The following is a 24,617-nucleotide window of genomic DNA, read 5'->3' on the forward strand; positions in this document are numbered from 1 at the left end:
TTAGATAACAATCTTATTTATCAGCTCTATGTTCTAATATGGCGTCAACTAAGCCATATTCAACTGCTTGTTCGGCACTTAAGAAGTTATCACGATCAGTATCTTCTGCCACTTGCTCATACGGTTTACCTGTATGGTTAGCCATTAATCGATTAAGCTTTTCTTTGATATATAAAATTTCTTTAGCGTGAATTTCAAAATCTGATGCCTGACCTTGGAAACCACCTAATGGTTGATGAATCATCACACGAGAGTTTGGCAAACAATAACGCTTACCTTTTTCACCGCCTGATAATAAAAATGCACCCATACTTGCTGCTTGGCCAATACACACTGTGCTTACGTTAGGTTTAATAAACTGCATTGTATCGTAGATAGCAAGACCTGCGGTTACCGAACCACCAGGAGAGTTTATATAAAGGAAAATATCTTTATCTGGACTTTCTGACTCTAAAAACAACATTTGAGCAACGATAAGATTTGCCATGTGATCTTCAACCTGACCACATAAGAAAATAACGCGCTCTTTTAATAGACGCGAATATATATCGTAAGAGCGTTCACCTTTCGCGGTTTGCTCTACTACCATAGGTACTAAAGCGCTTTCGATGGTGTTGTTATCACGGGGAGAATTTTGTAGATGAGATGTAAACAACGGGTTTTCCTTACTATAAAAAAAATGGCTCATATGATTCCATACAAGCCATTTAAGCTATTGCTTAACCTAATGTCAACGAAAAGCTTATTTTGCTTCTGGATTCATGATCTCTTTGAAGCTATTTTTCTTTTCTTTAACCTTGGCTTTTTCAACGATAAAGTCTACTGCTTGCTCTTCAAGTGCAACATTTTGCATTTGTTGATACATTTCTTTATTCGTTTTGTAGTATTCAATTACTTCCGCAGGGTCTTCGTAAGCAGATGCAGCTGTTTCGATTAACTCTTCAACTTTTGCTTCATCAACTTTAAGTTCATTTACTTTGATGATTTCACCAAGTAATAAACCAACTTTTACACGACGCTTAGCTTGTTCTTCAAACATTTCAGCAGGTAACTGTGGCATGTTTTTCGGGTCAATTTGACCACCAAAGCGTTGCATCGCTTGTTGACGTAATACATCAACTTCTTGCGCAACTAATGCTGCTGGCAAGTCAACTTCATTGTTTTCTAATAAACCTTCAATTGCTTGCTCTTTAACTTTAGATTTAACCGCTTGGTTTAATTCACGAGACATGTTTTTAGCAACTTCTTCACGAAGAGCTGCAACACCGCCTTCTTCAACACCGAATAACTTAGCAAATTCATCATCAACGTCTGGTAATACTGGACCTTCTGTTTTATGAACAGTAATGTCGAATTCCGCGTCTTTACCTTTTAAGTTTTCAGCATGGTAATCTTCAGGGAAAGTTACAGAGATAGTTTTCTCTTCACCCGCTTTCATGCCAATAATGTCTTTTTCAAAACCAGGGATCATACGACCAGCGCCAAGTTCTAATTCAAAACCTTCAGCTTTGCCGCCTTCAAATTCTTCACCATCTACACGGCCTACGAAATCGATCGTTAACTTATCGCCTTTCTTAGACTTACGCTTGTTTTCTTTCCACGTTTTGTGTTGGTTTTGTAATGTTACAAACATTTCATCGATGTCAGCATCAGTTACTTCTACAACTGGACGTTCAACAGCGATTTTTTCTAAATCTTTGATTTCAACTTCTGGGTATACTTCAAACGTTGCTTCAAACTCGAATGCTTGGCCATCTTCGTTGCTTTTAGCGACAAAGTTAGGACGACCAGCTGGGTTAATTTTTTCAGCAACAATTGCTTCAACGAAGTTACGTTGCATTAATTCACCAGTAATTTCTTCGCGAACAGCTTTACCGTAACGCTTTTGAATAACTGACGGTGGCACTTTACCTGGACGGAAACCATTAATACGCTGTGTCTTAGCTAGTTGACGAAGACGGTTTTTAACTTCTACATCTACCTTTTCAGCAGGAACAGAGATCGTTAAACGACGTTCCAAACCTTGTGTAGTCTCAACAGAAACTTGCATTTATATACCTCAAATTTAGCGTGTTGATACGCTTCCTATTTTTCACCTATTTATCCAAGCAAATTCTCACCATGAAAATGCTGTTAGTTCTTTAATGCGTGCTGAGTAAACAACGCGAGTAGAACATGGAAAAACCTGAATAAATGATGCTCAGATTAAAAATAATGACGCGCAATTATAGCCATGCTAAAAGCAAGAGTCGAGTTTCTCGCCACTTTTTTTTAAAAACTTTTAACAAACCAGTAATTGCAAGGCTTACAAAGGAGTTTTGACAGGAATATATCGCTTAATTTATCTACAAAAACATCAGAGACTTAGCAGTGAAATGAAATAAAAATTGACAATTAAGTCGTTTAAAAAATGACTACGGTATAAATCTAAGAAAAATTGAGAATGGTCTTAAATGAGGAAAGTAATTGCTGGCGTAGGACTTATTTCTATAACTACGTAAGCCACAAAAGTTACTCAAACCTAGTTAAGTTGTACATGTAATTAGTAAGGAATAAAAACGAATATATAAAGAGAGTGGTCGGTGATGTAGGATTTGAACCTACGACCGCGTTAGCTATAAATAGCACCCAAACCTAGTTGGTTTGTGCTTACAAATAAAAAGAATATATAAAGAGAGTGGTCGGTGATGTAGGGTTTGAACCTACGACCGCGTTAGCTAAAAATAGCCCCCAAACCTAGTTGGTTTGTGATTATAAATAAAATGAATATATAAAGAGAGTGGTCGGTGATGTAGGATTTGAACCTACGACCGCGTTAGCTATAAATAGCACCCAAACCTAGTTGGTTTGTGATTATAAATAAAATGAATATATAAAGAGAGTGGTCGGTGATGTAGGATTTGAACCTACGACCCCTTGGACCCAAACCAAGTGCGCTACCAAGCTGCGCTAATCACCGACGAAAGATGGGGTGGCTAATGGGACTTGAACCCACGACAACCGGAATCACAATCCGGGGCTCTACCAACTGAGCTATAGCCACCACTATGGCACGCCCTGTAGGATTCGAACCTACGACCCACGCCTTAGAAGGGCGTTGCTCTATCCAGCTGAGCTAAGGGCGCACATTACCTACAGTGCTACTTTCTAAAAAAGAAAGTGGTCGGTGATGTAGGATTTGAACCTACGACCCCTTGGACCCAAACCAAGTGCGCTACCAAGCTGCGCTAATCACCGACTTGCTGTTAAAAGCTGTGTTGCTTCAACGGGTGCGGATATTACCGAGTTGCCCTCGCCTCGTCAAACACTTTTTTATAATTTTATTCTGTTCGCTCACTTTTGCGCCAGCTTGACTAAAAAAGCGCTTATTCGACGATTTATTATCGAATTACAGTATGTTCCATTAATGTGGTTTGGATCACTTTTTCCGTATTTATTTCGTTAACTGCTACACCATTTTTATGTTTTGTGAGAAAATATCGCGGTTTTTTCCACACTACATAAAGAACTATGACGGCACAACTTATCGACGGTAAAGCAATCGCACAAAATATTCGTACTTCTGTTAAACAAAAAGTTGCACAACGTATCGAGCAAGGTAAAAGAGCTCCAGGCTTAGCAGTAATACTTGTAGGTAATGACCCTGCATCGGAAGTATATGTTGGTAGTAAACGTAGAGCTTGTGAAGAAGTAGGCTTTGTTTCTCGTTCTTACGATTTACCTGAAACCACCTCTGAGCAAGAATTATTGGCGCTGATTGAAGAGTTGAATCACGACGATAGTGTTGACGGTATCTTAGTACAGTTACCTTTACCTAAAGGCTTAGATCCAAATTTAGTGATAGAGCATATCAACCCGCATAAAGACGTTGACGGTTTTCATCCTTCAAATGTCGGTAAATTAGCATTACGTCAACCGGGATTACGCCCTTGCACGCCAAAAGGTATTATGACCTTATTTAACTCAACGGGTGTAGATCCTCATGGTTTAGAAGCAGTTGTGGTTGGTGCGTCTAATATTGTTGGTCGCCCAATGACCTTAGAGTTGCTGCTTGCTGGCTGCACAGTAACCACTACTCACCGCTTTACCAAAGACTTGGAAAGCAAAGTACGCAACGCCGACTTATTGGTGGTAGCTGTTGGTAAACCGGCATTTATTCCAGGAGACTGGATTAAACAAGGTGCGATTGTCATCGATGTTGGCATTAACCGATTAGAAAGCGGCAAATTAGTAGGCGATGTTGAGTACGATATAGCAAAAGAGAAAGCGTCGTTTATTACCCCAGTTCCGGGTGGTGTTGGACCAATGACAGTGGCTAGCTTAATTGAGAATACCTTAATTGCTTGCGAACAATTTGGTGCTGAATAACATTAAATCAAGCCAATATAAGTTTATTCAATAAAAAAGGCTCCTAACAATAGGAGCCTTTTTTGATTTATATTTTGTCCTAAAAGATGATTGTTTTAAATTAGATTAAAAATCACTTAAAACTTGTTCATCTAAAGCTTAACCCTTGATTCGTTACGCTTTACGCCAAGTAGTTTTACCAGCGCTATCTTCTAACACAATATTCATCGCATTAAGTTTATCTCTAGCTTCATCGGCAAGAGCCCAGTTTTTATCAGCACGTGCTTGATTACGCTGTGCAATTAATGCCTCAATCTCTGCGACTTCATCACTATCGCCTGCACCCTGCAAGAAAGTAGCAGGTGCTTGTTGTAATAGCCCAAGTAAGCCGCCTAAACCTTTTAAATTACCTGCGAGCTCATTTGTATTAGTTACATATTCATTACTCATCTTTGCAACGTTAAGTTGCTTTGCCATTTCGAAAAGAACAGCTATTGCTAACGGCGTATTAAAATCATCATCCATTGCGGCACAGAATTGCTTCACATATGGATCTTCTTTATCAATAACAAAATCAGCAGCAACGTCAACATCTCGTAGCGCTGTATAAATACGCTCGAGTGATGAACGCGCCTGATCTAAGTTATCAGTTGAGTAATTTAACTGACTGCGATATTGACCAGAAGTTAAGAAAAAGCGTGTCGTTTCGGCATCATACTTTTGTAACACTTCGCGAATAGTAAAGAAGTTACCCAGTGATTTAGACATTTTTTCCTGATCAACCTGCACCATACCGGTATGGATCCAGTAATTTACATACGGCGTATCAAGTGCGCAGCAGCTTTGTGCCACTTCATTTTCATGGTGAGGAAAGGCTAAATCAGAGCCGCCGCCGTGAATATCAAAATGTGCGCCTAATTCTTTAGCGTTCATTGCCGAACATTCAATATGCCAACCCGGACGACCATTGCCCCATGGCGATTCCCAATATGGTTCATTTGGTTTAGCTGATTTCCAAAGCACAAAATCTAATGGATTGTTCTTGGTTTCATCAACGTCTACGCGAGAGCCTGCTTGCAACTGCTCTAGGTTTTGACCGCTTAACTTGCCATATTCGTTAAAGCTTGAAACATCAAATAACACATCGCCACTGTCCGCAACATAAGCATGCTTTTTCGCCACTAAGGTTTCGATCATCTCTATGATCTCGTTCATATGCGTCGTTACGCGCGGCTCAATATCAGGACGTAATAAATTTAATGCATCAAAGTCTTGATACATTTCAGCAACATTGCGTTCTACTAACGCCTCTGGTGACTCACCATTTTCATTCGCGCGATTAATGATTTTATCTTCGACATCAGTAATATTACGTACGTAGTTCACATCGTAGCCTGAAAACCTTAAGTAACGAACAATATTATCAAAACCAATATAAGTGCGGGCATGACCTATATGACACAGATCGTAGACTGTTACACCACAGACATATAACCCAACCTTTCCTGCATGGATTGGTTTAAACGCTTCTTTCTTACGGGTTAATGTATTGTATATCTGCAACATGTGATTTTTATTTCCTTACGATCTATTGAAAATCATGATAACAAGTTATTTGGCACGAAATTGTTTGAATGTGTGCCAGGCGCACATTGTATATGAACAAAATGCAGGATTCATTAGATAATACCAATCGAATAAAATATTTGATCATTCAGCGAGAATTAAACGGCTTATAGGCACAGGTTTTATGCTCCTGCAAAACCTAAGCACCTACACCCTTGTAGGCGTGGCTTTGATTGCAGGTAATGGTTATTCCCTTATCAAAATCAGTAACGCAGCATATAAGCCGTTTAAACTCGCCCTTCGGGAGCTCATCAGGAAAGTGATAACTTTACAAATTGCCTTGATGTAGATTGACTACATTTGCATCAATTTGCTTTGTTCTAACTTTTCTGACGTAGCTCTGAATAGTTTAAATATTTATTTCAATTGGTATAACGCTAATTCAAAAGAAGAAAATTGAAATTTTTTGCGATACAATTCAGCCACATTATTGATATAGGATAAAACCATGATCACTTTTAAAACCAACTTAGGTGATATCAAAATTAAATTAGATTTTGACAAAGCACCTGAAACCGCTAAAAACTTCCAAACGTACGCAGAAGATAAGTTCTACGATGGCACTATTTTTCACCGTGTAATTAAAGGCTTTATGGTTCAAGGCGGCGGTTTTGCATCGGGTATGGATGAAAAAGACACGCGTGAACCAATCAAAAACGAAGCAAGTAATGGTTTAAGCAACAAGCGTGGTACGTTAGCGATGGCACGTACTCAAGATCCACATTCAGCATCTGCCCAGTTTTTTATTAACCTAGTTGATAATGACTTCCTAGATTTTAAAAATGAATCGGTACAAGGTTGGGGCTACTGCGTATTTGGTGAAGTAGTAGAGGGTATGGATATCGTTGATAAAATGGCATTAGCAGATACGGGTCGTTTTGGTTTCCATGACGATGTACCAACGGATGAAATCATCATTGAATCAACAGTAGTTGAAGGTTAATCACCGCTAAATGACTCGTGTTAATACTCAGCAAGTTAGCTACTTTATCGCTGACTTGCATTTAGCACCAAACAGGCCGGATATTACGGCCTGTTTTTTGTCGTTCCTATCAAATGAAGCGCCAAGTGCCGACAAGCTCTTTATTTTAGGTGATTTATTTGAATACTGGATTGGCGATGACGACAGCAATGAGTTTATAAATACCATTGCCGCTGCATTAAAGCAATTAAGCACTAACACTGAAATCTATTTTATTCATGGCAATCGTGATTTTCTGCTCGGCCAGCGCTACGCTAGCAAGTGCGGTATGCAATTACTGCCGGAAGTAGAAAAAATAAAGCTGTATGGACATGAGCTCGTTGTATTACACGGTGATACTCTTTGCACTCATGATCTTGGTTATCAAGCGTTTAGAAAAAAGTCGCGTAGCTGGTGGTGGCAGGCTTTAGTTAAAAACTTGCCGTTATTTATTCGCCGAAAAATGGCGGAAAACTACCGCAAACAAAGCGCCGCTTCTACAGCAATGAAGTCGCAAGAGATCATGGATGTAACGCAAGAAGAAGTTGAACGTTGTTTAACTGAAAATCAATGTCAGTTAATGATCCACGGTCATACCCACAGGCCAGCTGTTCATCAGTTTGAAATAAGTGGCATCTCTCATACACGAGTAGTATTAGGTGACTGGTACGAACAAGGGGCTTGGCTACAGTTCACGCCAGATGGCTATGAGTTGTTAAACCGCCCACTTGTTAAATAGTGTCTACTCTTTAATATTTGAGTTAAATATCAACATTAAAAAAGCCTGACGAATCAGGCTTTTTATTATTTGGTGGTTTACTTTAGTCGTTATTTAACCGAAGCAACCCAATCTTTAACGCGTTTTTCTAACACAGGCAATGGCATGGCACCACCACCTAATACTGTGTCATGGAAGCCTCGAATATCGAACTTATCTTTAAGCTCTGCTTTAGCTTCTTCACGTACCTTTAAGATTTCCAACATACCAATTTTGTAAGCTGTCGCTTGACCTGGCCAAACAATATAACGGCGCACTTCTGAGCGAATAGCTTCTTCTGCCACTGGCGCTTTTGATTTAAAGTAATCAAATGCTTGTTGTTCAGTCCAACCTTTAGCGTGTAAGCCAGTATCAACCACTAAGCGCACTGCACGCCAAATTTCATTGACTAAACGACCAAAATCAGAAAAGTCATTTTGATAACCGCCCATTTCTTTGGCTAACAACTCAGAATATAAACCCCAACCTTCACTGTATGCGGTAAAATTTGCTTGCGTTCTAAATTGCGGTACCGAGGTTAATTCTTGGGCAATTGAAATTTGCATATGATGGCCTGGGTTACCTTCATGATAAGCAATACCTTCCATTTCATTTTTCGGCATTGAAGTCATATCAGATAGATGCGCATAATAAATACCAGGACGCGAACCATCTGGCGTGCCAGGGAAGTAATGCTGAGCAGCGCCATCTTGCTCTCTAAACGGTTCAACGCGTTTAACCACTAATGGTGCTTTTGGCAATATACCAAAGTATTCAGGTAGCTTTTGATTAATGGCGTCTAAATAGGCTTCAGTGTCAGTGATATAGGCTTGGCGACCTTCATCATTGTTTGGATAAAAGAATTGTTGATCAGTTTTAATAAAGGTGAAAAATTCTTTTAAGTTCCCTTCAAAGCCAACTTTATCTTTGATCGCTTCCATTTCACTAGTAATTCGAGCCACCTCAGCCAAACCAATTTCATGTATTTCATCGGCGGTTAAATCAGTGGTTGTTGAATGCTTTAAGCGCATATTGTAATAATCTACGCCATTCGGTTGCTTGCCAACACCAGTAGCGACTTCATCAGCATTAGCCATGTCTTGTTCAAACCAAGTGACTAATGATTGATAAGCAGGCTGGTAATCGTTAATTAATGCCGTTTTAGTTTGTTCTTTTAGTGTGCTGGCCTGTGTTTCGTCAATTACACCTTGCTCAACCAGTGCATCAATTTTTGTATTAGCATCAGCCCACAATGGCGCTTGTTTATCTGAATTGTCAAACGGTTGGCCAGTAATCACATTTTTTGCCTGTTCAATAACGCCTTGGTAAGCAAACTTTGGCGGGCGAACACCATATTCAGCATTTTCTTTAGCACGTACTAACAAATTAGATAACGCCGTTGCAACGCCAGTAATACGCTTGTTATAAGCTTGCATATCAGAAAGCTCAGTTACTTTATGGAAATTAATTAAGAACTGAGTAAGGAAGGCTTGAGCACCATTCATTTGGGTGAAAACATAATCGTTATAAGGAAAAGCTTCCGCCTCTTTCGCTTGGTTGTATTGATATAGCCAAATATCGTACGAGGTTTTTGCCTCTTCACTTAATTTTTCATAATCAAAGTTCGCTTTAAGCTCTTTAACTGTTTCGGCGAGCCAAGCCAGTTGCTTTTGTTCTTCTTCACGTGTCAGTAAATTAAATTCATCATATTTGTCCTTACGCCCTAAGAAAGTGAGCATCAGCGGATTCATTTGCAGTTGCTGCTCGTATTTTTCATTAAACCAAGCGTTAAGTTTTTCTGACTCACTAAGCGCGGGGCTTTGCACAGCTTCTTTCGTAGCGCTAGCGGCATTTGTTTGTTCAGTTGAAGAAGTATTAGGTTGGCAGGCAGTTAGTACCGCTAAAGCACATACTGCGGGTAAAAGAGTACGCATTGGACGTCCTTTGTTCGTTATAGTTATTAGTAATTAACTACTGATAATAGCGGACTTTTTTTCTCTCTTGCAAGTACATTAAAACAAGCATAATAACTACGTAAAGCTACGTAGATATTATGCTGCAATCGTTTGAGTTGTTACAAAATATTAACAGGTGTTCCGGAATGAAACTTGAAGTCATGATCTGGGCTAATAATTAACTGCGCTTCGACCTCACCAAATAGCTTAACACGGTCACTAATATCTTGGTATTTGTCGTGCTGATCGGCCACTGATTGCGCTAGTGCTAAATAATCTTGATAATGTCTTGCTTCTGAGCGTAATAACGACACATAAAACTTATTTAGTTCATCATCTAAATGTGAGGCAAGTTTGGCAAAACGCTCACACGACCTCGCTTCAATATAAGCACCACAGATTAATTTATCGATCAAAATTGCTGGTTCATGTGTTCTTACGTGAGTCATCATGCCTTTTGCATAGCGACTTGCTGTAATATTGTCATACGGTATATTACGAGCTGTCATTATCTCTAATACTTGATAGAAGTGATGTAACTCCTCTTTAATTAACAGCACCATTTTATCAATCAAGTCTTGGCCAATAGGTGAATTACTTTTAGGGACAATCGCCTTAGAAAACTTTAGTTTTTGCACTAAGGTTGCCAAATCACCTTCTTTGCGATAAACAAATTTTTCATAGGGTTCTAGCCAATTTAGTAAGGCTTCGCCGCTCGATTTATCTACCGCATACTTACGAATTAACCACATAGCTGTTTGCGCAGCTTTTAATTCACAAATTAAATGATCAGTAAGTAAAACCGCTAAGTTTTCTGGTCGTTTAGCTTGAACTATCCAAGCGTCAGGCGTTTCGCATTGCAGAAACTGTTTAATTGGCATTAACAACTTATCCAATTCAGGCTCACCTTTATCTATTTCTTTCGTACAAATAATATTGCTTTATAACGCTGGTTGCGTGCCACATAAAGCGGCGAAATTATAGCATAGGTATTTATGGAAGTTGTCACCAATGATGAAGATGATTCGTCAACAAAGCTCACCTTTATCAATCTAACGCGACGGCGGTTATTGTATTTAAGCTGTAAAATACAAGCTTATTTACTTTATACTGAAACTAACTTTGCCAAATAGGAATGCCAAATAAATAGCAGGCTACAAATATTTCAATGAAAAACGATCATAAAAAGTTACTCGACAAACACGCTAAATTGATTCAAACCGACAATATGAAAGTAAACTCGCACGTACAACGAGAAGATGGTGACTGGATTATCAATACAATAATGGTTGAGAATGTCAGCGCGCCATTTAAATATAAACGTAAAACAAAGTACCAAAGCCTTGACGGACAAAGAGTTAACCTGACCTATTATCCAACAACAGAAACGGTGGCAGGCTTTGATATTGAAGTGATGAATGTTGTTCGTATTAAACGATCTTAACAAATTACTGCTAATTATTGGCTTTGCCTCACCCCACTCTTTTTGATTATTTTTCAATCTACTCTTGACGAAAGCTTAACCATATTACATAAATAAATAGTCGGTATATAAAAAATATATAGCCGATAACATAAATGCAGAAGAATAAAACAAATAATACTGCATTAGAAATTGGGGACTGCGAGAGGTAATACTTATGATCTTAAATCATATCTGGGGGCTGTACGCTCATCCAAGAGAAGAATGGCATACTATTGAAAAGCGCCATGAGAGTTTAACTTATAGCTTGGCTCACATTTTAGCCGTGGCCTTAATTCCCAGTATTTGTGGCTATTATGCTGCTGCACATATTGGCTGGTCCATCGGTGCCGCCGATACCATTAAACTAACCGAATCAAGTGCTATGGTAATGGCTGTCGGTATGTATGCTGCAATGATAGCTGGAGTTTTTGCCCTAGCCTATTTAATTCATTGGATGGCAAAAACATTTGATTCATCACCAAACTTTACTCAATCACTTGAGCTAGCAGCCTATACTGCAACACCATTATTAATGGTAGGTGTTGCCGCATTAGTACCAGTTTTATGGTTTGTTGTTGTCGCTGGCATGGCAGCAATCGCTTACTCGGTATACCTGCTTTATTCTGGGGTGCCGATTATGATGAACATACCTGAAGAGAAAGGCTTTATTTATTCAAGTTCAGTAGTAACTTGCGGTTTAGTACTGCTAGTTAGCATTATGGCTGCTACTGCAATTTTATGGAGTATGGGCTTTGGCCCAGAGTATGTTGCCTAATCATAATAAACTATGTTAGCCAAAGTAAACTATCTAGCCTAGTTATTTTACTTCCAATGAAAAAGCACCTTTTAAAGGTGCTTTTTTTCGTTAATCAAACTAGGTAAATTAGGTGTAATTAAGCACCTTCATTATATAAATCGATTATTGAATCAGCATTTTTATCCGACTTTTCTTTAGTTTCATTATTACGTGCAGCATCTAATCTTTCTAAATAAGATTGATCAATATCATTTGTAATATAAACACCGTCAAATACTGATGTTTCGAAACGTTTAATTTCAGGGTTATAAGTACGAACAGCTTCAACTAAATCTTCTATTGATTGGAAGATTAACTTATCAGCACCAATAATTTCAGCAATATCATCCACTTCACGGCCATGAGCAATTAACTCATTAGCACTTGGCATATCGATACCATATACGTTAGGGAAACGAATTTCTGGCGCCGCTGAAGCAAAATAAACTTTTTTAGCGCCGGCTGCTCTGGCCATCTCAATAATTTGTTCTGAAGTTGTACCACGAACAACCGAGTCATCGACCAACAATACGTTCTTACCTTTAAACTCAGTATTGATTGCATTAAGCTTCTGGCGAACTGATTTTTTGCGTAACTCTTGACCTGGCATAATAAAAGTACGGCCAATATAGCGATTTTTAACAAAGCCTTGGCGGTAAGGAATATTTAAATGATGGGCAATTTGCAACGCAATATCGCATGATGTTTCCGGAATAGGAATAACAACATCAATATCTAAGTCGCTCCATTCCTTTTCAATTTTTTGACCCAGCTTTTTGCCCATTTCAACGCGCGCGCCGTAAACCGAGACTTTATCTATGGTTGAATCAGGGCGAGCAAAATAGACAAATTCAAAAATACACGGGCTGTACACTGGTGCTTCTGCACATTGTTGGCTATGAATTTTACCGTCTTCAGTAAAGTAAATTGCTTCACCAGGGGCAACGTCACGGACAAATTCAAAATCATTTGCATCTAGTGCTACTGATTCTGAAGCTACCATATATTCAACGCCATTATCAGTTTCACGCTTACCGAAGACTAATGGACGAATGCCGTTTGGATCGCGAAATGCCACCAAACCATGACCAATGATCAAAGCGACTGTCGCATAACCACCACGAATACGGCTGTGCACATTAGCTACTGCAGTAAATATATCGTCTGGCGTTAAGTTTAAGCGATCTGTTTGCGCTAACTCATGTCCTAAGATATTTAATAGTAATTCTGAGTCAGAGGTCGTATTAACATGGCGACGAGCAGTGGTGAATAACCATTGCTTTAACTCTTCAAAATTAGTCAGGTTACCATTATGAGCAAGCGCGATACCAAATGGTGAGTTCGCATAAAATGGTTGTGCTTCTGAAGAGCTTGAAGAACCAGCAGTAGGGTAACGAATGTGCCCTATACCGATATTGCCTTGTAAACGTAGCATGTGACGCGTATGAAACACATCTTTGACTAAGCCATTAGCCTTACGTAATCGAAACGTATTGTCATTAATGGTAACAATACCAGCTGCATCTTGGCCACGATGCTGAAGCACCGTTAAACCATCATATAAAGATTGAGCCACAGGCGTTTGACCAACTATGCCAACAATACCACACATAAACCTATTCTCCGACGAGCGTGTTTAAGTTAAAAAACTTGATGTTTCCTTGAGGTACTCAAAAAACCATTCTATGACTAATTTAAACTCTGGGATCAACATTGAGTCTTGCCACCATGCTGTGCCTGCAGCGCCGGTAAAAGCGTCCATAAAGAACAAAATGGCACTAACAATCAATGCCCCTCGCAATGCGCCAAAAGCTAGACCTAGCACTCTATCGGTACCCGATAAACCTGTTTTTTGTACCAGTTGGCCAATAACATAATTGACTAAGGCACCAAGTATTAAGGTCGCGATAAATAAGATAGCGATTGCGGCAGCATTTCGCAGGAAATGATCAGAGATATTAGTAAGTAATGCGGCTAAATTTGGATAGAAAGAGCTTGCGATAAAGAAAGCACCGATCCATACAACGAGCGATACGGCTTCTTTAACAAAACCTCGTACCAAACTTATTAAGGTTGATATGCCAATCACTGTTAAAATGGCATAATCTATCCAAACCATATACTGAGTAGTCTCAAGAAGTGAGTGGCGCGCATTCTACCAGAAGCGAACCACCTCGCCTAGAATTTTTATTATTTTGTTACTTTAAATCGTGCTAAGCGCCCTTGCACTTTGGTTAACTTTTTTAAATCTGGGAGCTTTTGTTCAAGATCGCTTTTATTTAGCTCAGGGCCAACTATCACTTTAGTTAGCACGCCTTTCTTAGTTTTAATCGGTTGCGTAAATGCGGTATAACCTGCAGCGGTTAATTTGCGCATGAGCTCATCAACATTTTTTTGATGTTTAAAGCTGCCTAAATGAATCACCCAAGCGTAACTATCTTTTGCTGGCTTAGCAGTTACCGTAACTACTTTTCGCTCAGTGGCCACAGATTCAAGTTTACTCTCAGCTTTTTCAACATCTGCAGTTTTAGCTTCATTATTACCACTACTTAAAGCCGTTGACTGAAGCTGTTCACCACCTTGCTCGGGCTCAATGTTAAAGTCTTCATTTTCATCAACAGCGGTTTCATCGGCCAGCGACTCTGTGGGCAGATTTGCCAGCTTCTCTTGTGGAAAAGGTTTATGCTCGGTTGCCCCTTGAAACGCAGGAGCTTGAGGAATTGCTTCAAAATCAACCTGATAACTTTCTTTTTCCCCATCTAAAATATCAGGTAAAAAAATAATCACGGCAGCCGCAACAATAATGGTACCAACTAACCTATTTTGGAACGGAGTAGACAAGAAAACTTCCTCTTTGTAATGCACTTTATCCGGTGATTAATGTTGGCCTGATTTCAGCTACCGTATAAAACGAGCCAAATACCAACACTAGCTCATCTGAGCTCACTTTAGCTGTTGCCATTGTATAGCCCTGTTCTACATTGTCAAAACAATTACCGTCAATGCCTAAAACTTGCGCTGCTCGCATAATTTCTTGCGCGGTAGCCGCCCTTGGTCCTTGTAAGCTGGTGAAATACCAGTTATCGACAATACCGCTGAGTTCCGCCAAGGTCGAGGTAATATCTTTATCTTTTAACATGCCAATTACCGCATGTACTTTTTTGTAGTTCAGCTTATCTAAATGTGAAGCAAGATATTTTGCTGCATGAGGATTATGGGCAACATCTAGCATCACATCATATTGCCCTTGAAACAGTTCAGTGCGCCCCGGCACTTTAGTTTTTGCAATTACTTGGTTAATCGTTTGCTCATCAACAGGCACGGCAAGTTGCTTTAATACTGCAAGTGCTGTTGCTACATTATCTAGCGGTATTTGTGGCATGACTAAATGTTCAAAGACATTTTGGTTATCCTGCCATTGCCAATTATCACTATTTGGTTGTATTGTCACTGAAAACGTGAGCTCTCGCTGCACCAACACAGCGCCAATATCATTTGCGTAAGCTATTACTGAATGTGGCGTGTCTATTTCGCCAAGAACTGCTGGTACATTGGCTCTAAAGATCCCTGCTTTTTCCCGGCCAATAGCTTCACGAGTATCGCCTAAGAATGCTTGGTGGTCGAGGGCTACACTAGTTAATACAGCGACATCTGGGTCTACAATGTTAGTGGCATCTAATCGTCCGCCAAGCCCTACTTCCAATATAATGAACTGTGGCTTTAGTTCTTGCAAAATCAGTAACGCAGCAAGCGTGGTAAATTCATAATAAGTTAAGGATATTTCACCGCGCGCCGCTTCAACTTTTTGCAAAGCTGCAATCCAAGGCTTATCGTCAATATCTTGCTTATTTAACCGTAACCGCTCATTAAACAGAGTTATGTGTGGCGATGAATAAACCGCAACATCGGCATTTAATGTCAGTAAATAGTTTTCGATGAATGCGCAAGTTGTGCCTTTACCATTAGTACCGGCAACCGTGATTACTTTGGCAAAAGTTAAGTCAATGGCTAGCCTATCAGCCACTTGCGTGATGCGCGATAAGCCAAGATCAATTTCTTTAGAGTGAATAGTTTCAAGATAACAAAGCCATTGAGACAACGACCAATTGTCCCAATGGCTTTCAATATGATTTGATGTCATAAATGTTTTTTACTGTGCTGTTGCAGCCTGATTTTCTTCTTCAGTCGCTAAACTTGCGTGTCCCATAAATTTAGCAAGTAAACGAGATAAAGTGGCGCGCATTTCACGTCGATCAACAATTAAGTCAATCGCCCCTTTCTCTAATAAGAACTCGCTACGCTGGAAACCTTCTGGTAACTTTTCACGTACGGTTTGTTCAATAACTCGCGGGCCAGCAAAACCTATTAGTGCTTTAGGCTCGGCTATATTCACATCACCCAACATCGCTAAACTAGCAGAAACACCACCCATCGTAGGGTCGGTTAATACTGAAATATAAGGTAAACCTTTTTCACTCATTTTCGCTAATACTGCGCTGGTTTTAGCCATTTGCATTAATGAAAATAGTGCTTCTTGCATACGAGCACCACCACTGGCTGAAAAGCACACTAACGGTAGGTTATGTTCGATACAATATTCTGCGGCTTTAACAAAGCGGGCACCAACCACTGACGCCATCGAACCACCTAAAAATGAAAATTCAAAGGCTGCAGCAACTATTGGCATTCCGTTTAATTCACCGCGCATAACAACTAGTGCATCTTTTTCACCTGTGCTTTTTTGAGCGGCACTAATTCGGTCTTTGTAGCGCTTTGAGTCTTTGAATTTTAAAATATCTTGCGGCTCAAACTCTGTGCCAATTTCAACGCGCTCACCTTTATCTAAAAAGTGCTCTATACGATTACGAGCAGTAATACGCATATGATGATCACATTTAGGACAAACATAAATCTGACGCTCTACTTCTGCTTTGTATAGCATCGCATTACATGATTCACATTTTGTCCAAACACCTTCTGGTATATTGCGTTTCTGTGTGCTTTTAGCTTTTGGGAGAATTTTTTCTATCCAGCTCATAAATTAAAAATGCCTATTGCAAAATTTTGAAGGTTGATTGTGTAATTTTGCACCAACCTTGTTCAAATAACTAGTGGAAACAAATATAACAGCGGATTAAACCATAAATTGTTAGTTAATCGTTAATAAAAACTGGTCTGTGTTGTTTAAATCAACGCATTCTAAGCTAACTAACCTCAGGTTTGTATAAGTTGTAGTGTTAAATCAAGGAAAACAACGGATTGTTCTAATTTTAATTTCTAGCGTGGTATTTTTTGCTGAATTCAAGGCTTTTTGACGTAGGAATAGCAAGCTATTTCACGTCAAAATAACGCCGAAGTCGTTAAAAATAACCGCTAGAAACACATTGCTTATGCAAACCTGAGGTCAACTAAATGTTTCGGGTAAAAAAAGCGGTCCTAGTGGCGATAAAGGCAAGCCAAACTCTTCTGGATAATCAACATCGACAAAATATAACCCATTTGCTGGTGCGGTTATGCCAGCTAAACAACGATTCTTTGCTACCAGTACTTCAGCAATCCAATCGATTGATTCTAAGCCTTGGCCGACTCTAATTAAGCTACCAGCAATATTGCGCACCATATGATGCAAAAACGCATTACCTTTTACATCTAATACGATGTAGTGTCCTATGCGACTAACATTAACATGATACAGCGTTCTTACCGGCGAATTAGACTGACAATGCACTGTACGATAAGAAGTAAAATCATGTTTACCAACTAATGCTTGCGCTGCTTGATGCATTTTTTTTTCATCTAAAGGGTGATGAATAAAGGTTAAACCACTATTTAAAATAGCCGGACGCATAGAGCCATTGTAAATAATGTATCGATAGCGACGAGCGGTTGCGCTAAAGCGTGCATGAAATGACTCATCTACTGCTTTTACCCAGTGTACGGCTATATCTTTTGGTAGATTAGTATTGACGCCTAACGTCCACGCTACATCTTTTCGATGTTTGGTTGTGTCAAAATGGACAATTTGATTGGTCGCGTTAACGCCAGTATCTGTGCGGCCGGCACAAACAACTTCAATAGGCTCTGCCGCAATTTGCGACAGTGCTTTTTCTAATGACTCTTGAATACTCGGCGAATGATTTTGTCGCTGCCATCCACAGTAATTTGTGCCATCGTATTCAATTCCTAACGCGTACCGCATGTCTACCTCCAGAAAATCTGGCGCGCATTATCGTAGATTTCATCAAGAAATTCTAGCAAGCCCTCACTTTTAAATAAGCAACTAAACTTTGCAAATCAATGCTCATTTGATGTAACTCCTTAATCTCAAGTTTGCATAAGAAAAGTGTTAAACCACAGAAAACAACAACTTGCTCTGTTTTTTAATTCTAGCTTGATAGTTTTACTGAATTTAAGGCTTTTTGACGAAGGAATAGCCAGCTATTTCCAGTCAATACAACGCGGAAGTCAGTAAAAATAGCAACTAGAAACGCATTGCTTATATAAATCTGAGGTTACTTAAGTCAGTGCAAAAAAAACACCGCTAGTAAGCGGTGTTATTGTTGTTTACCTTAGCTAACAGTCGCTTACATATTATCGAGTAGCTGTTGCGCTTCAATTTGCTGCTCAGCATCGCCTATTTGCAATATATCTAACAAGATAATTTCAGCGTTTTCTTTGTCGCCAATCTCAAGGTAAACCTTAGCTAAGTCCAGCTTTGCTGTGACCCCATTGTCGTCATCGACATCAATATCATTAGCATCAGCGCCAAACTCTGGAAACTCCCCTAAGCCAACATCAATATTAGTATTTTGATAAGGCTCATCTGTATTATTAGGCTCTAAGCTATCAGATAACAATGAATCAACTGAGATAAAGTCATCGTCATTATCGTCACTGTTAATGCCGTCAGTTTCCGCAGTCAATGTATCGAAATCATCCGTTAGCTCATTACCAATATCTAGTTCTTCTGTTAAATCAAAATCCCCATCATCACTTGAGGCTGACTCTTCTTCAATATTGGCGAGAAGTTCATCAAAGTCTAAACTATCTAATTCTTGAATATCATCAAGTTCGTTAGCTTCACTGACTTCTTCTCGTGTTGAGTCTCCATCAGCTAACAAGTCAGCCAGTACATTACTGTCGGTAAAATCAGGCGATAGCTCAATAGATGCGTGACTTTCTTTTTCGTCGTTAAGCAATTCCGACAATGTTGACTCGTCAAAATCAGTATTTAACGCATCAGATAAATCTTCATGGCTAGAATCGTCGCTATCAGAATCTGCGTCATCGGCCTCTTCTTCAAAGCCTCCTAAAATATCATCACCAATATCCAAAACATCATCTTCGCTGTCACCTTGTTCCTGAACATCGGCAATTAAGCTGTCTATATCTAGATCATCAGAAAGCTCTTCTTGATTTTCTGGCAATATTTGATCGATTGCAGGATGCGAAGACTCGAGACTAGGTTCCTGTGCTTGCTCTTGGTCAACTTCACTATTTTGTGCTGTTTCTGCCTGGGTATTTTCTGCATCAGCTGACGAATTGATATCACTAAAGTCAAGCGCTAAGAATGGCGCAATATAATCTTCAGTAAACGCTTCTATTTGTGCTTGGTGCTCTGATGTATCGTCCGTGTTATCAACACCTTCGACATCATCTAATAATGCTTCAATCTCTTCAGCATCAGTTATTTCGGTGATCTCATCTAAGTCATCGCTAACGCTTTCTGGCTCAGTTACTTCTTCTTGTTGAGTCGTTGTATCGCCATCAATACTAGCTAACAATGCATCAATATCATCTGGATCGGTTATTTCAACATCGCCGTCGTCAACCAAAGTGTCTGTAGAGTCTTCACTTTCAGCATTAATACTAGCTAATAACGCATCAATATCATCAGGGTCGGTAACATCAGCATCATCAGCGATATCATCTACTTTTGACGTTTCTTCTGCTGGTGCTTCTGTTTGCGCTTGCTCGGCACTATTACTTACGCTATTTAACAGCGCATCAATATCATCTGGGTCGGTAACATCAGCATCATCAGCGATATCATCTACTTTTGACGTTTCTTCTGCTGGTGCTTCTGTTTGCGCTTCTGTTTGCGTTTGTTCGGCACTATTACTTACGCTATTTAACAGCGCATCAATATCATCTGGGTCGGTGACATCAGCATCATCAGCGATATCATCAACTTTTGACGTTTCTTGTGCTGGCGCTTCTGTTTGCGCTTGATCGGCACTATTACTTACGCTATTTAACAGCGCATCAATATCATCAGGGTCGGTGACATCGGCATCATCAGCGATATCATCAACTTTTGACGTTTCTTCTGCTGGCGCTTCTGTTTGCGCTTGCTCGCCACTATTGCTTACGATGTTTAACAGCGCATCAATATCATCAGGGTCGGTAACATCAGCATCATCGGCAATTTCATCAAGGCCTGCTAGCTCATTGTCTAAATCAACGAGCTCTTCATCGCTATCGCTATCGCTAGCCGTATCTTGATCTAAACCTGATAGTAAGTCGTCTAAATCATTCTGGCCAAGTTCGCCGCCTTCTAACGGCTCAGACACCTCTTCATCGCCATCATCAATTCCTGATAATAAGTCATCTAAGTCACCTTGATTGAGTTCACCACCTTCCAGTGGCTCAGGTAACTCATCGTCATCATCGATACCCGACAATAAATCATCTAAATCACCTTGATTCAACTCTCCACCTTCTAGTGGCTCGCCTTCGTCAGATAACTCATCTAAATCATCATCTAATGAGATATCTTCCAAATCATCAAGTTCTTCTAACTCATCATCTAAATGTATAACGTCATCAGTTAATTCGTCATCAAGTAAGTCATCATCGAGATCATCTAAGTCATTGCCAAATAAGTCGTCAGCATCATCTTCAGACTCGGTTAAATCAATGGATAATTCATCATCAAGTGATAACTCTTCGTCCAGTGATAATTCGCCATCTATGTTATCTGTTGCTATATCAGCCACCGCAGCAGCTACTGGCGCCTCAACCGGAGCAGATTTTTCGGCTACTGGCGCTTGCTCTGATTGCGGTTGTTCTTTTTTACGTCTTGCTAAAATAAGCGCAACAATACTAGCGATTAATAACGCCGGTAACGTGCCCATCAACACCTTAAACCAAAGGCTTGACATAAAGTCATCTTTTTCAAGTTCAGCTTGTTGTTTCTCAAGTAATAGCTGACGCTCACGCTCTTCGGCTTTAGCCAATAATTCTTTTTGTAGCGCTAACATATCATCCATTTGCGCTTTAACTTCTTGACCTTTTGCAACTTCCTGCTGCATAACACCTAGCTGGTCATTAAAGTTGCTTAGGCGATTTTTCAACGATTCATTTTCACGTAAAATCGCTTGTAACCCGTCAATAGAGTCAAGCACATCTTGCTGAATCGTATCGAGCTTTTGCTTTTGTGCACTATCAAAGGTTTTTAACTGTTCATTAATTTCAACTTTAGCTTCATCAAGATCTTTCTTTTTAACCGCTAACTCTTCAGGCTTAACTGGCTCTTTAACCGCAGGTGTTTCAACTTTTTTCTGCCATTTTTTATCATCACGCTCAGCCTGAGCTTTGGCGATATAAGGATCAATTAAACGAATTTTTTCAATCGATGGGATTTGTAAGTATTGGCCGTTAACTAAGTGATTGCGGTTGTTGTCGGCAAAGGCATTTGGGTTTAACTCGAAAAGTGCTTGCATCACTTGATAAACGGAAACCGAAGGATCAGGTCGAACCGCTAATGCTACTTTCCATAAAGTATCACTGGCAGTAATAGGTCCATATCTTTCGTGCGGAAAGACATCAGTACTCTTCGGGCCTCGAATTTGAATACCGGCTTCTTGTGCTGATGCAGTCGGCAGATTTACCGACAAAATTCCAACAATTAGCACCTGCCAGAGGCACAGGCTTAACAATCGCAGCATGAATACTTTCCTAGTTATTATCTTTATTGCCAATTTTTTGGCAGTTATACCCAGTAAAAACAAAGCAAAGTTTATTCCAACTCAGAAATAAATACTATGCTATTCAATTGAGTAGTTAACGTTAACTGGATTTATACCAATTAAAGTAATTATTTAATTGGTATTAACTATAAAAATTCAATTTATCAAAAATCGTACTGTTGATAAAAATAAAAAAGGAGTTAACCATAACATTTAACGGCTAACTCCTGATTTTCTTTACTAATTTTTTAATTAAATTAATCTTTAAAACTGTTTAACGCTTTTAGTTAATTAAAGGTACTGTGTAATTAAAAATATTGGTTAAAGGTATTGTTTAAAGGTACTGTTCAATTAATAACTCAGCAATTTGAATACTGTTGGTGGCAGCACCTTTACGAACGTTATCAGCAACAACCCATAAATTAATACCGTTTGGATGGCTGATATCTTCACGTACGCGGCCAACAAAAGTTTCATCTTTGCCACTGGCGTCACCAATTTGCGTAGGGAAGTCTTCATCAGCTTCTTTTAATACAACACCTGGCGCTGCTCTGAGTAAGTCTTTAACTTCTTCTGCTGAAATTTGTGTTCTCGTTTCAATATGAATTGCTTCAGCATGACCAAAAAATACTGGTACACGCACTGCAGTTGGATTCACAAGAATATTTTCGTCGCCTAAAATTTTCTTAGTTTCCCACACCATTTTCATCTCTTCTTTGGTGTAACCATTGTCTTGGAATACATCAATTTGTGGGATCACATTAAAGGCGATTTGACGTGAAAAGTTTTGTGGTTCAATAGGCTTGCCACTTAACAAATCAGCGCATTGTTTTGCTAACTCATCCATAGCTTCCTTACCAGCACCAGAAACCGACTGATAAGTACAAACATTAATGCGATCAATACCAACAGCATCTTGAATAGGCTTTAGCGCCACCATCATTTGAATGGTCGAGCAATTTGGGTTAGCAATAATATTGCGATTACGGTAGTCCGCTAATGCATCAGGGTTAACTTCTGGCACCACTAGTGGGATATCAGGCTCATAACGGTATTCAGAAGTATTATCAATTACCACACATCCAGCATCCGCCGCTAGTGGTGCATATTTAGCAGAAGTTGCACCGCCTGCAGAGAAGAAACCAATTTGTGCTTGGCTCCAATCAAAGTTATCAGCATCGATCACTTCAATGCTTTCACCATTAAATTCAACAAACTGCCCTGCTGAACGTGCGCTTGCTAATGGATATAACTTATTAATCGGAAAATCGCGTTGCTCTAAAATCTCAATAATAGTTTTACCAACAAGACCTGTTGCGCCTAATACGCATACATCAAATTTTTGTGCCATGCTTTTATTCTTCCTCTCTGGTGCACAGTGATTTAAAGCCCAATTGAAACAGCGGGTTCAACTGAACATTTTCGCTTAAGATAGCCACTGAAGAGAACTCCCTGCGAGCGGGGTAAGTTTTTCTAATATGGTCAAATCCGAAACGAGGTAATTGTTGACGAAATATTGCATCGTCGCGCCTAACATCGTAAACCATTTTTACCACATGGTTTAGTAAAATTTCATCATAATCTTGATTTACGACAACTTGTGCAATTGCCGGCTCAGGTAAAAACTGCTCTAGTGTTTTTTCAACCGGGAAATTGCATGCTTTACATAGTGCCTGATACAAAATTTCAGTGCCACGCGCTTTTCCTTCTAAGCTATAACCAGCAATATGTGCTGTCGCTATTTCGGTAAAAGGTATAAGTTCGGTTAAGACATTAGGCTCATTTTCCCAAACATCTAATACGAGTTTTAATGCAGAACCTTGCTGTTTAAGCGCTAAAAGCGCCTGGTTATCAACTACTTCACCGCGACAAGCATTAATTAAAATTTGCTCTTCACTAAGAGCTGCAAGGCTCGTAGCATCCAATAAATGATAGGTTGGGTACGCACCATCATTCGTTAATGGCACATGTAGCGAAATAATACCGCAGGCTAACACTTCATCTAGGCTTACATAACTTCTGCTATTATCTGTTTTAGCCTGACTGTCTGCTAAACCCTCTGCCAAAAAAGGATCGCAGATTTTATAGTCGATACCGAGCGCCGAAAGTTTCTCAGCAAGCCGAGAGCCAGTATTACCACCTCCAACAATGCCAACGGTTTTATCGACTAGCGTCATTTGATAGCGTTCAGCCAAAACCACTAAGGCACTAGTCACGTATTCCGCGACAGAAATGGAATTACAACCAGGGGCTGATGAAAACGAAATACCCTGCTTTGCTAAATAGCCTTGGTCAATATGATCAACACCAATAGTTGCAGTACCGACAAATTTAAGTTGCTTAGCATGCGCTAACAATTCTTGATTAACTTGGGTAATTGAACGCACTAATAAAATATCAGCGTCAACTAGTTGTTCGCTAGTTAATTCCCGACCTTTAAAACTTATAAGATTGTTTTCTAAAAGCCCTGAGTCAGAAGACATCTTAGCGAAGAACTCGCGAGCAAAAGGCATATTTTCATCAAAGTATATATTCATGGATTTTACAATATCTGATTACCAAACAGTAAAGCTAGCCGCCGAGCTACCTCATTACCTCGATACCTAGATACCTAAATACCTAAATACAACGACAAGTAGCTGACCGTAAACTTTTGTCGCCTATTCTAACAGGGAAACACCAACAAAAAAGCCAATCACGAAGATTGGCTTTCATTTAGTTTTCGCTATTACAGCTATT

Annotated in this window: 19 protein-coding genes and 4 tRNA genes; 5 read left to right on the forward strand and 18 right to left on the reverse strand. The window is 39.6% G+C overall.

Annotated elements, in window-relative coordinates:
- Positions 1-13 precede the first annotated feature (13 nt).
- From clpP to ACOB82_RS12680, 6 genes are all read right to left on the reverse strand, one after another.
- On the reverse strand, positions 14-610 hold the full coding sequence (gene clpP / locus ACOB82_RS12655) for an ATP-dependent Clp endopeptidase proteolytic subunit ClpP (protein WP_448213381.1): 597 nt from the start codon (positions 608-610) through the stop codon (positions 14-16).
- Positions 611-742: 132 nt separating this feature from the next.
- Positions 743-2,050: a trigger factor gene (gene tig, locus ACOB82_RS12660; RefSeq protein WP_448213341.1), complete on the reverse strand. Its 1,308-nt coding sequence runs from the start codon at positions 2,048-2,050 to the stop codon at positions 743-745.
- 832 nt (positions 2,051-2,882) lie between these two features.
- Positions 2,883-2,959, reverse strand: a tRNA-Pro gene (locus ACOB82_RS12665).
- 8 nt (positions 2,960-2,967) lie between these two features.
- Positions 2,968-3,043, reverse strand: a tRNA-His gene (locus tag ACOB82_RS12670).
- A gap of 5 nt (positions 3,044-3,048) precedes the next feature.
- Positions 3,049-3,125, reverse strand: a tRNA-Arg gene (locus tag ACOB82_RS12675).
- A 35-nt stretch (positions 3,126-3,160) separates the two neighbouring features.
- Positions 3,161-3,237 (reverse strand) — tRNA-Pro (locus tag ACOB82_RS12680).
- Between the two features lie 273 nt (positions 3,238-3,510).
- On the opposite strand from ACOB82_RS12680, the gene folD reads away from it, so the two are divergent.
- Positions 3,511-4,368, forward strand: a complete 858-nt coding sequence (gene folD / locus ACOB82_RS12685; RefSeq protein ID WP_448213342.1) for a bifunctional methylenetetrahydrofolate dehydrogenase/methenyltetrahydrofolate cyclohydrolase FolD — start codon at positions 3,511-3,513, stop codon at positions 4,366-4,368.
- A gap of 153 nt (positions 4,369-4,521) precedes the next feature.
- Here the strand turns inward: folD and cysS are convergent, their stop codons facing one another.
- On the reverse strand, positions 4,522-5,913 hold the full coding sequence (cysS, locus tag ACOB82_RS12690; RefSeq protein ID WP_448213343.1) for a cysteine--tRNA ligase: 1,392 nt from the start codon (positions 5,911-5,913) through the stop codon (positions 4,522-4,524).
- A gap of 508 nt (positions 5,914-6,421) precedes the next feature.
- On the opposite strand from cysS, the gene ACOB82_RS12695 reads away from it, so the two are divergent.
- Positions 6,422-6,916: a peptidylprolyl isomerase gene (locus tag ACOB82_RS12695; RefSeq protein ID WP_448213344.1), complete on the forward strand. Its 495-nt coding sequence runs from the start codon at positions 6,422-6,424 to the stop codon at positions 6,914-6,916.
- A gap of 10 nt (positions 6,917-6,926) precedes the next feature.
- Positions 6,927-7,673, forward strand: coding sequence for a UDP-2,3-diacylglucosamine diphosphatase (locus ACOB82_RS12700; RefSeq protein ID WP_448213345.1), 747 nt, complete (start codon positions 6,927-6,929; stop codon positions 7,671-7,673).
- 89 nt (positions 7,674-7,762) lie between these two features.
- Here the strand turns inward: ACOB82_RS12700 and ACOB82_RS12705 are convergent, their stop codons facing one another.
- Complete coding sequence (locus ACOB82_RS12705) at positions 7,763-9,625, reverse strand: DUF885 domain-containing protein (protein ID WP_448213346.1); 1,863 nt, start codon at positions 9,623-9,625, stop codon at positions 7,763-7,765.
- A 140-nt stretch (positions 9,626-9,765) separates the two neighbouring features.
- Positions 9,766-10,542 (reverse strand): tRNA isopentenyl-2-thiomethyl-A-37 hydroxylase MiaE, encoded by a 777-nt coding sequence (gene miaE, locus ACOB82_RS12710; RefSeq protein WP_448213347.1) that lies wholly within the window; start codon positions 10,540-10,542, stop codon positions 9,766-9,768.
- A 272-nt stretch (positions 10,543-10,814) separates the two neighbouring features.
- On the opposite strand from miaE, the gene ACOB82_RS12715 reads away from it, so the two are divergent.
- On the forward strand, positions 10,815-11,090 hold the full coding sequence (locus tag ACOB82_RS12715; protein WP_448213348.1) for a hypothetical protein: 276 nt from the start codon (positions 10,815-10,817) through the stop codon (positions 11,088-11,090).
- 196 nt (positions 11,091-11,286) lie between these two features.
- Entirely contained in the window at positions 11,287-11,886 is a 600-nt protein-coding gene (locus ACOB82_RS12720; protein ID WP_448213349.1) for a Yip1 family protein, read from the forward strand.
- Between the two features lie 118 nt (positions 11,887-12,004).
- Here the strand turns inward: ACOB82_RS12720 and purF are convergent, their stop codons facing one another.
- The 9 genes from purF to ACOB82_RS12765 all read right to left on the reverse strand — a co-directional run bounded on the left by purF (position 12,005) and on the right by ACOB82_RS12765 (position 24,415).
- On the reverse strand, positions 12,005-13,519 hold the full coding sequence (purF, locus tag ACOB82_RS12725; RefSeq protein WP_448213350.1) for an amidophosphoribosyltransferase: 1,515 nt from the start codon (positions 13,517-13,519) through the stop codon (positions 12,005-12,007).
- Between the two features lie 24 nt (positions 13,520-13,543).
- A complete protein-coding gene (locus ACOB82_RS12730; protein WP_448213351.1) occupies positions 13,544-14,026 on the reverse strand; it encodes a CvpA family protein in 483 nt (160 codons plus the stop codon).
- A gap of 71 nt (positions 14,027-14,097) precedes the next feature.
- On the reverse strand, positions 14,098-14,748 hold the full coding sequence (locus ACOB82_RS12735; protein WP_448213352.1) for an SPOR domain-containing protein: 651 nt from the start codon (positions 14,746-14,748) through the stop codon (positions 14,098-14,100).
- A 25-nt stretch (positions 14,749-14,773) separates the two neighbouring features.
- A complete protein-coding gene (gene folC, locus ACOB82_RS12740; RefSeq protein ID WP_448213353.1) occupies positions 14,774-16,048 on the reverse strand; it encodes a bifunctional tetrahydrofolate synthase/dihydrofolate synthase in 1,275 nt (424 codons plus the stop codon).
- 9 nt (positions 16,049-16,057) lie between these two features.
- Complete coding sequence (gene accD, locus ACOB82_RS12745) at positions 16,058-16,945, reverse strand: acetyl-CoA carboxylase, carboxyltransferase subunit beta (protein WP_448213354.1); 888 nt, start codon at positions 16,943-16,945, stop codon at positions 16,058-16,060.
- A gap of 366 nt (positions 16,946-17,311) precedes the next feature.
- Complete coding sequence (truA, locus tag ACOB82_RS12750) at positions 17,312-18,106, reverse strand: tRNA pseudouridine(38-40) synthase TruA (protein WP_448213355.1); 795 nt, start codon at positions 18,104-18,106, stop codon at positions 17,312-17,314.
- A gap of 385 nt (positions 18,107-18,491) precedes the next feature.
- Complete coding sequence (locus ACOB82_RS12755) at positions 18,492-21,857, reverse strand: FimV/HubP family polar landmark protein (RefSeq protein ID WP_448213356.1); 3,366 nt, start codon at positions 21,855-21,857, stop codon at positions 18,492-18,494.
- Positions 21,858-22,212: 355 nt separating this feature from the next.
- Positions 22,213-23,229 (reverse strand): aspartate-semialdehyde dehydrogenase, encoded by a 1,017-nt coding sequence (locus tag ACOB82_RS12760; RefSeq protein ID WP_448213357.1) that lies wholly within the window; start codon positions 23,227-23,229, stop codon positions 22,213-22,215.
- A 4-nt stretch (positions 23,230-23,233) separates the two neighbouring features.
- Positions 23,234-24,415, reverse strand: a complete 1,182-nt coding sequence (locus tag ACOB82_RS12765; RefSeq protein WP_448213358.1) for a 4-phosphoerythronate dehydrogenase — start codon at positions 24,413-24,415, stop codon at positions 23,234-23,236.
- Positions 24,416-24,617: the final 202 nt, after the last annotated feature.

Source organism: Colwellia sp. MEBiC06753, from assembly GCF_053470325.1.

Excerpts from the sequence above, each read along its gene's own strand:
- tig (WP_448213341.1), bottom strand. The coding sequence starts at position 2,050 with ATGCAAGTTTCTGTTGAGACTACACAAGGTTTGGAACGTCGTTTAACG.
- folD (WP_448213342.1), top strand. The coding sequence starts at position 3,511 with ATGACGGCACAACTTATCGACGGTAAAGCAATCGCACAAAATATTCGT.
- cysS (WP_448213343.1), bottom strand. The coding sequence starts at position 5,913 with ATGTTGCAGATATACAATACATTAACCCGTAAGAAAGAAGCGTTTAAA.
- ACOB82_RS12695 (WP_448213344.1), top strand. The coding sequence starts at position 6,422 with ATGATCACTTTTAAAACCAACTTAGGTGATATCAAAATTAAATTAGAT.
- ACOB82_RS12700 (WP_448213345.1), top strand. The coding sequence starts at position 6,927 with ATGACTCGTGTTAATACTCAGCAAGTTAGCTACTTTATCGCTGACTTG.
- ACOB82_RS12705 (WP_448213346.1), bottom strand. The coding sequence starts at position 9,625 with ATGCGTACTCTTTTACCCGCAGTATGTGCTTTAGCGGTACTAACTGCC.
- ACOB82_RS12715 (WP_448213348.1), top strand. The coding sequence starts at position 10,815 with ATGAAAAACGATCATAAAAAGTTACTCGACAAACACGCTAAATTGATT.
- ACOB82_RS12720 (WP_448213349.1), top strand. The coding sequence starts at position 11,287 with ATGATCTTAAATCATATCTGGGGGCTGTACGCTCATCCAAGAGAAGAA.
- purF (WP_448213350.1), bottom strand. The coding sequence starts at position 13,519 with ATGTGTGGTATTGTTGGCATAGTTGGTCAAACGCCTGTGGCTCAATCT.
- ACOB82_RS12730 (WP_448213351.1), bottom strand. The coding sequence starts at position 14,026 with ATGGTTTGGATAGATTATGCCATTTTAACAGTGATTGGCATATCAACC.
- folC (WP_448213353.1), bottom strand. The coding sequence starts at position 16,048 with ATGACATCAAATCATATTGAAAGCCATTGGGACAATTGGTCGTTGTCT.
- accD (WP_448213354.1), bottom strand. The coding sequence starts at position 16,945 with ATGAGCTGGATAGAAAAAATTCTCCCAAAAGCTAAAAGCACACAGAAA.
- truA (WP_448213355.1), bottom strand. The coding sequence starts at position 18,106 with ATGCGGTACGCGTTAGGAATTGAATACGATGGCACAAATTACTGTGGA.
- ACOB82_RS12755 (WP_448213356.1), bottom strand. The coding sequence starts at position 21,857 with ATGCTGCGATTGTTAAGCCTGTGCCTCTGGCAGGTGCTAATTGTTGGA.
- ACOB82_RS12760 (WP_448213357.1), bottom strand. The coding sequence starts at position 23,229 with ATGGCACAAAAATTTGATGTATGCGTATTAGGCGCAACAGGTCTTGTT.
- ACOB82_RS12765 (WP_448213358.1), bottom strand. The coding sequence starts at position 24,415 with ATGAATATATACTTTGATGAAAATATGCCTTTTGCTCGCGAGTTCTTC.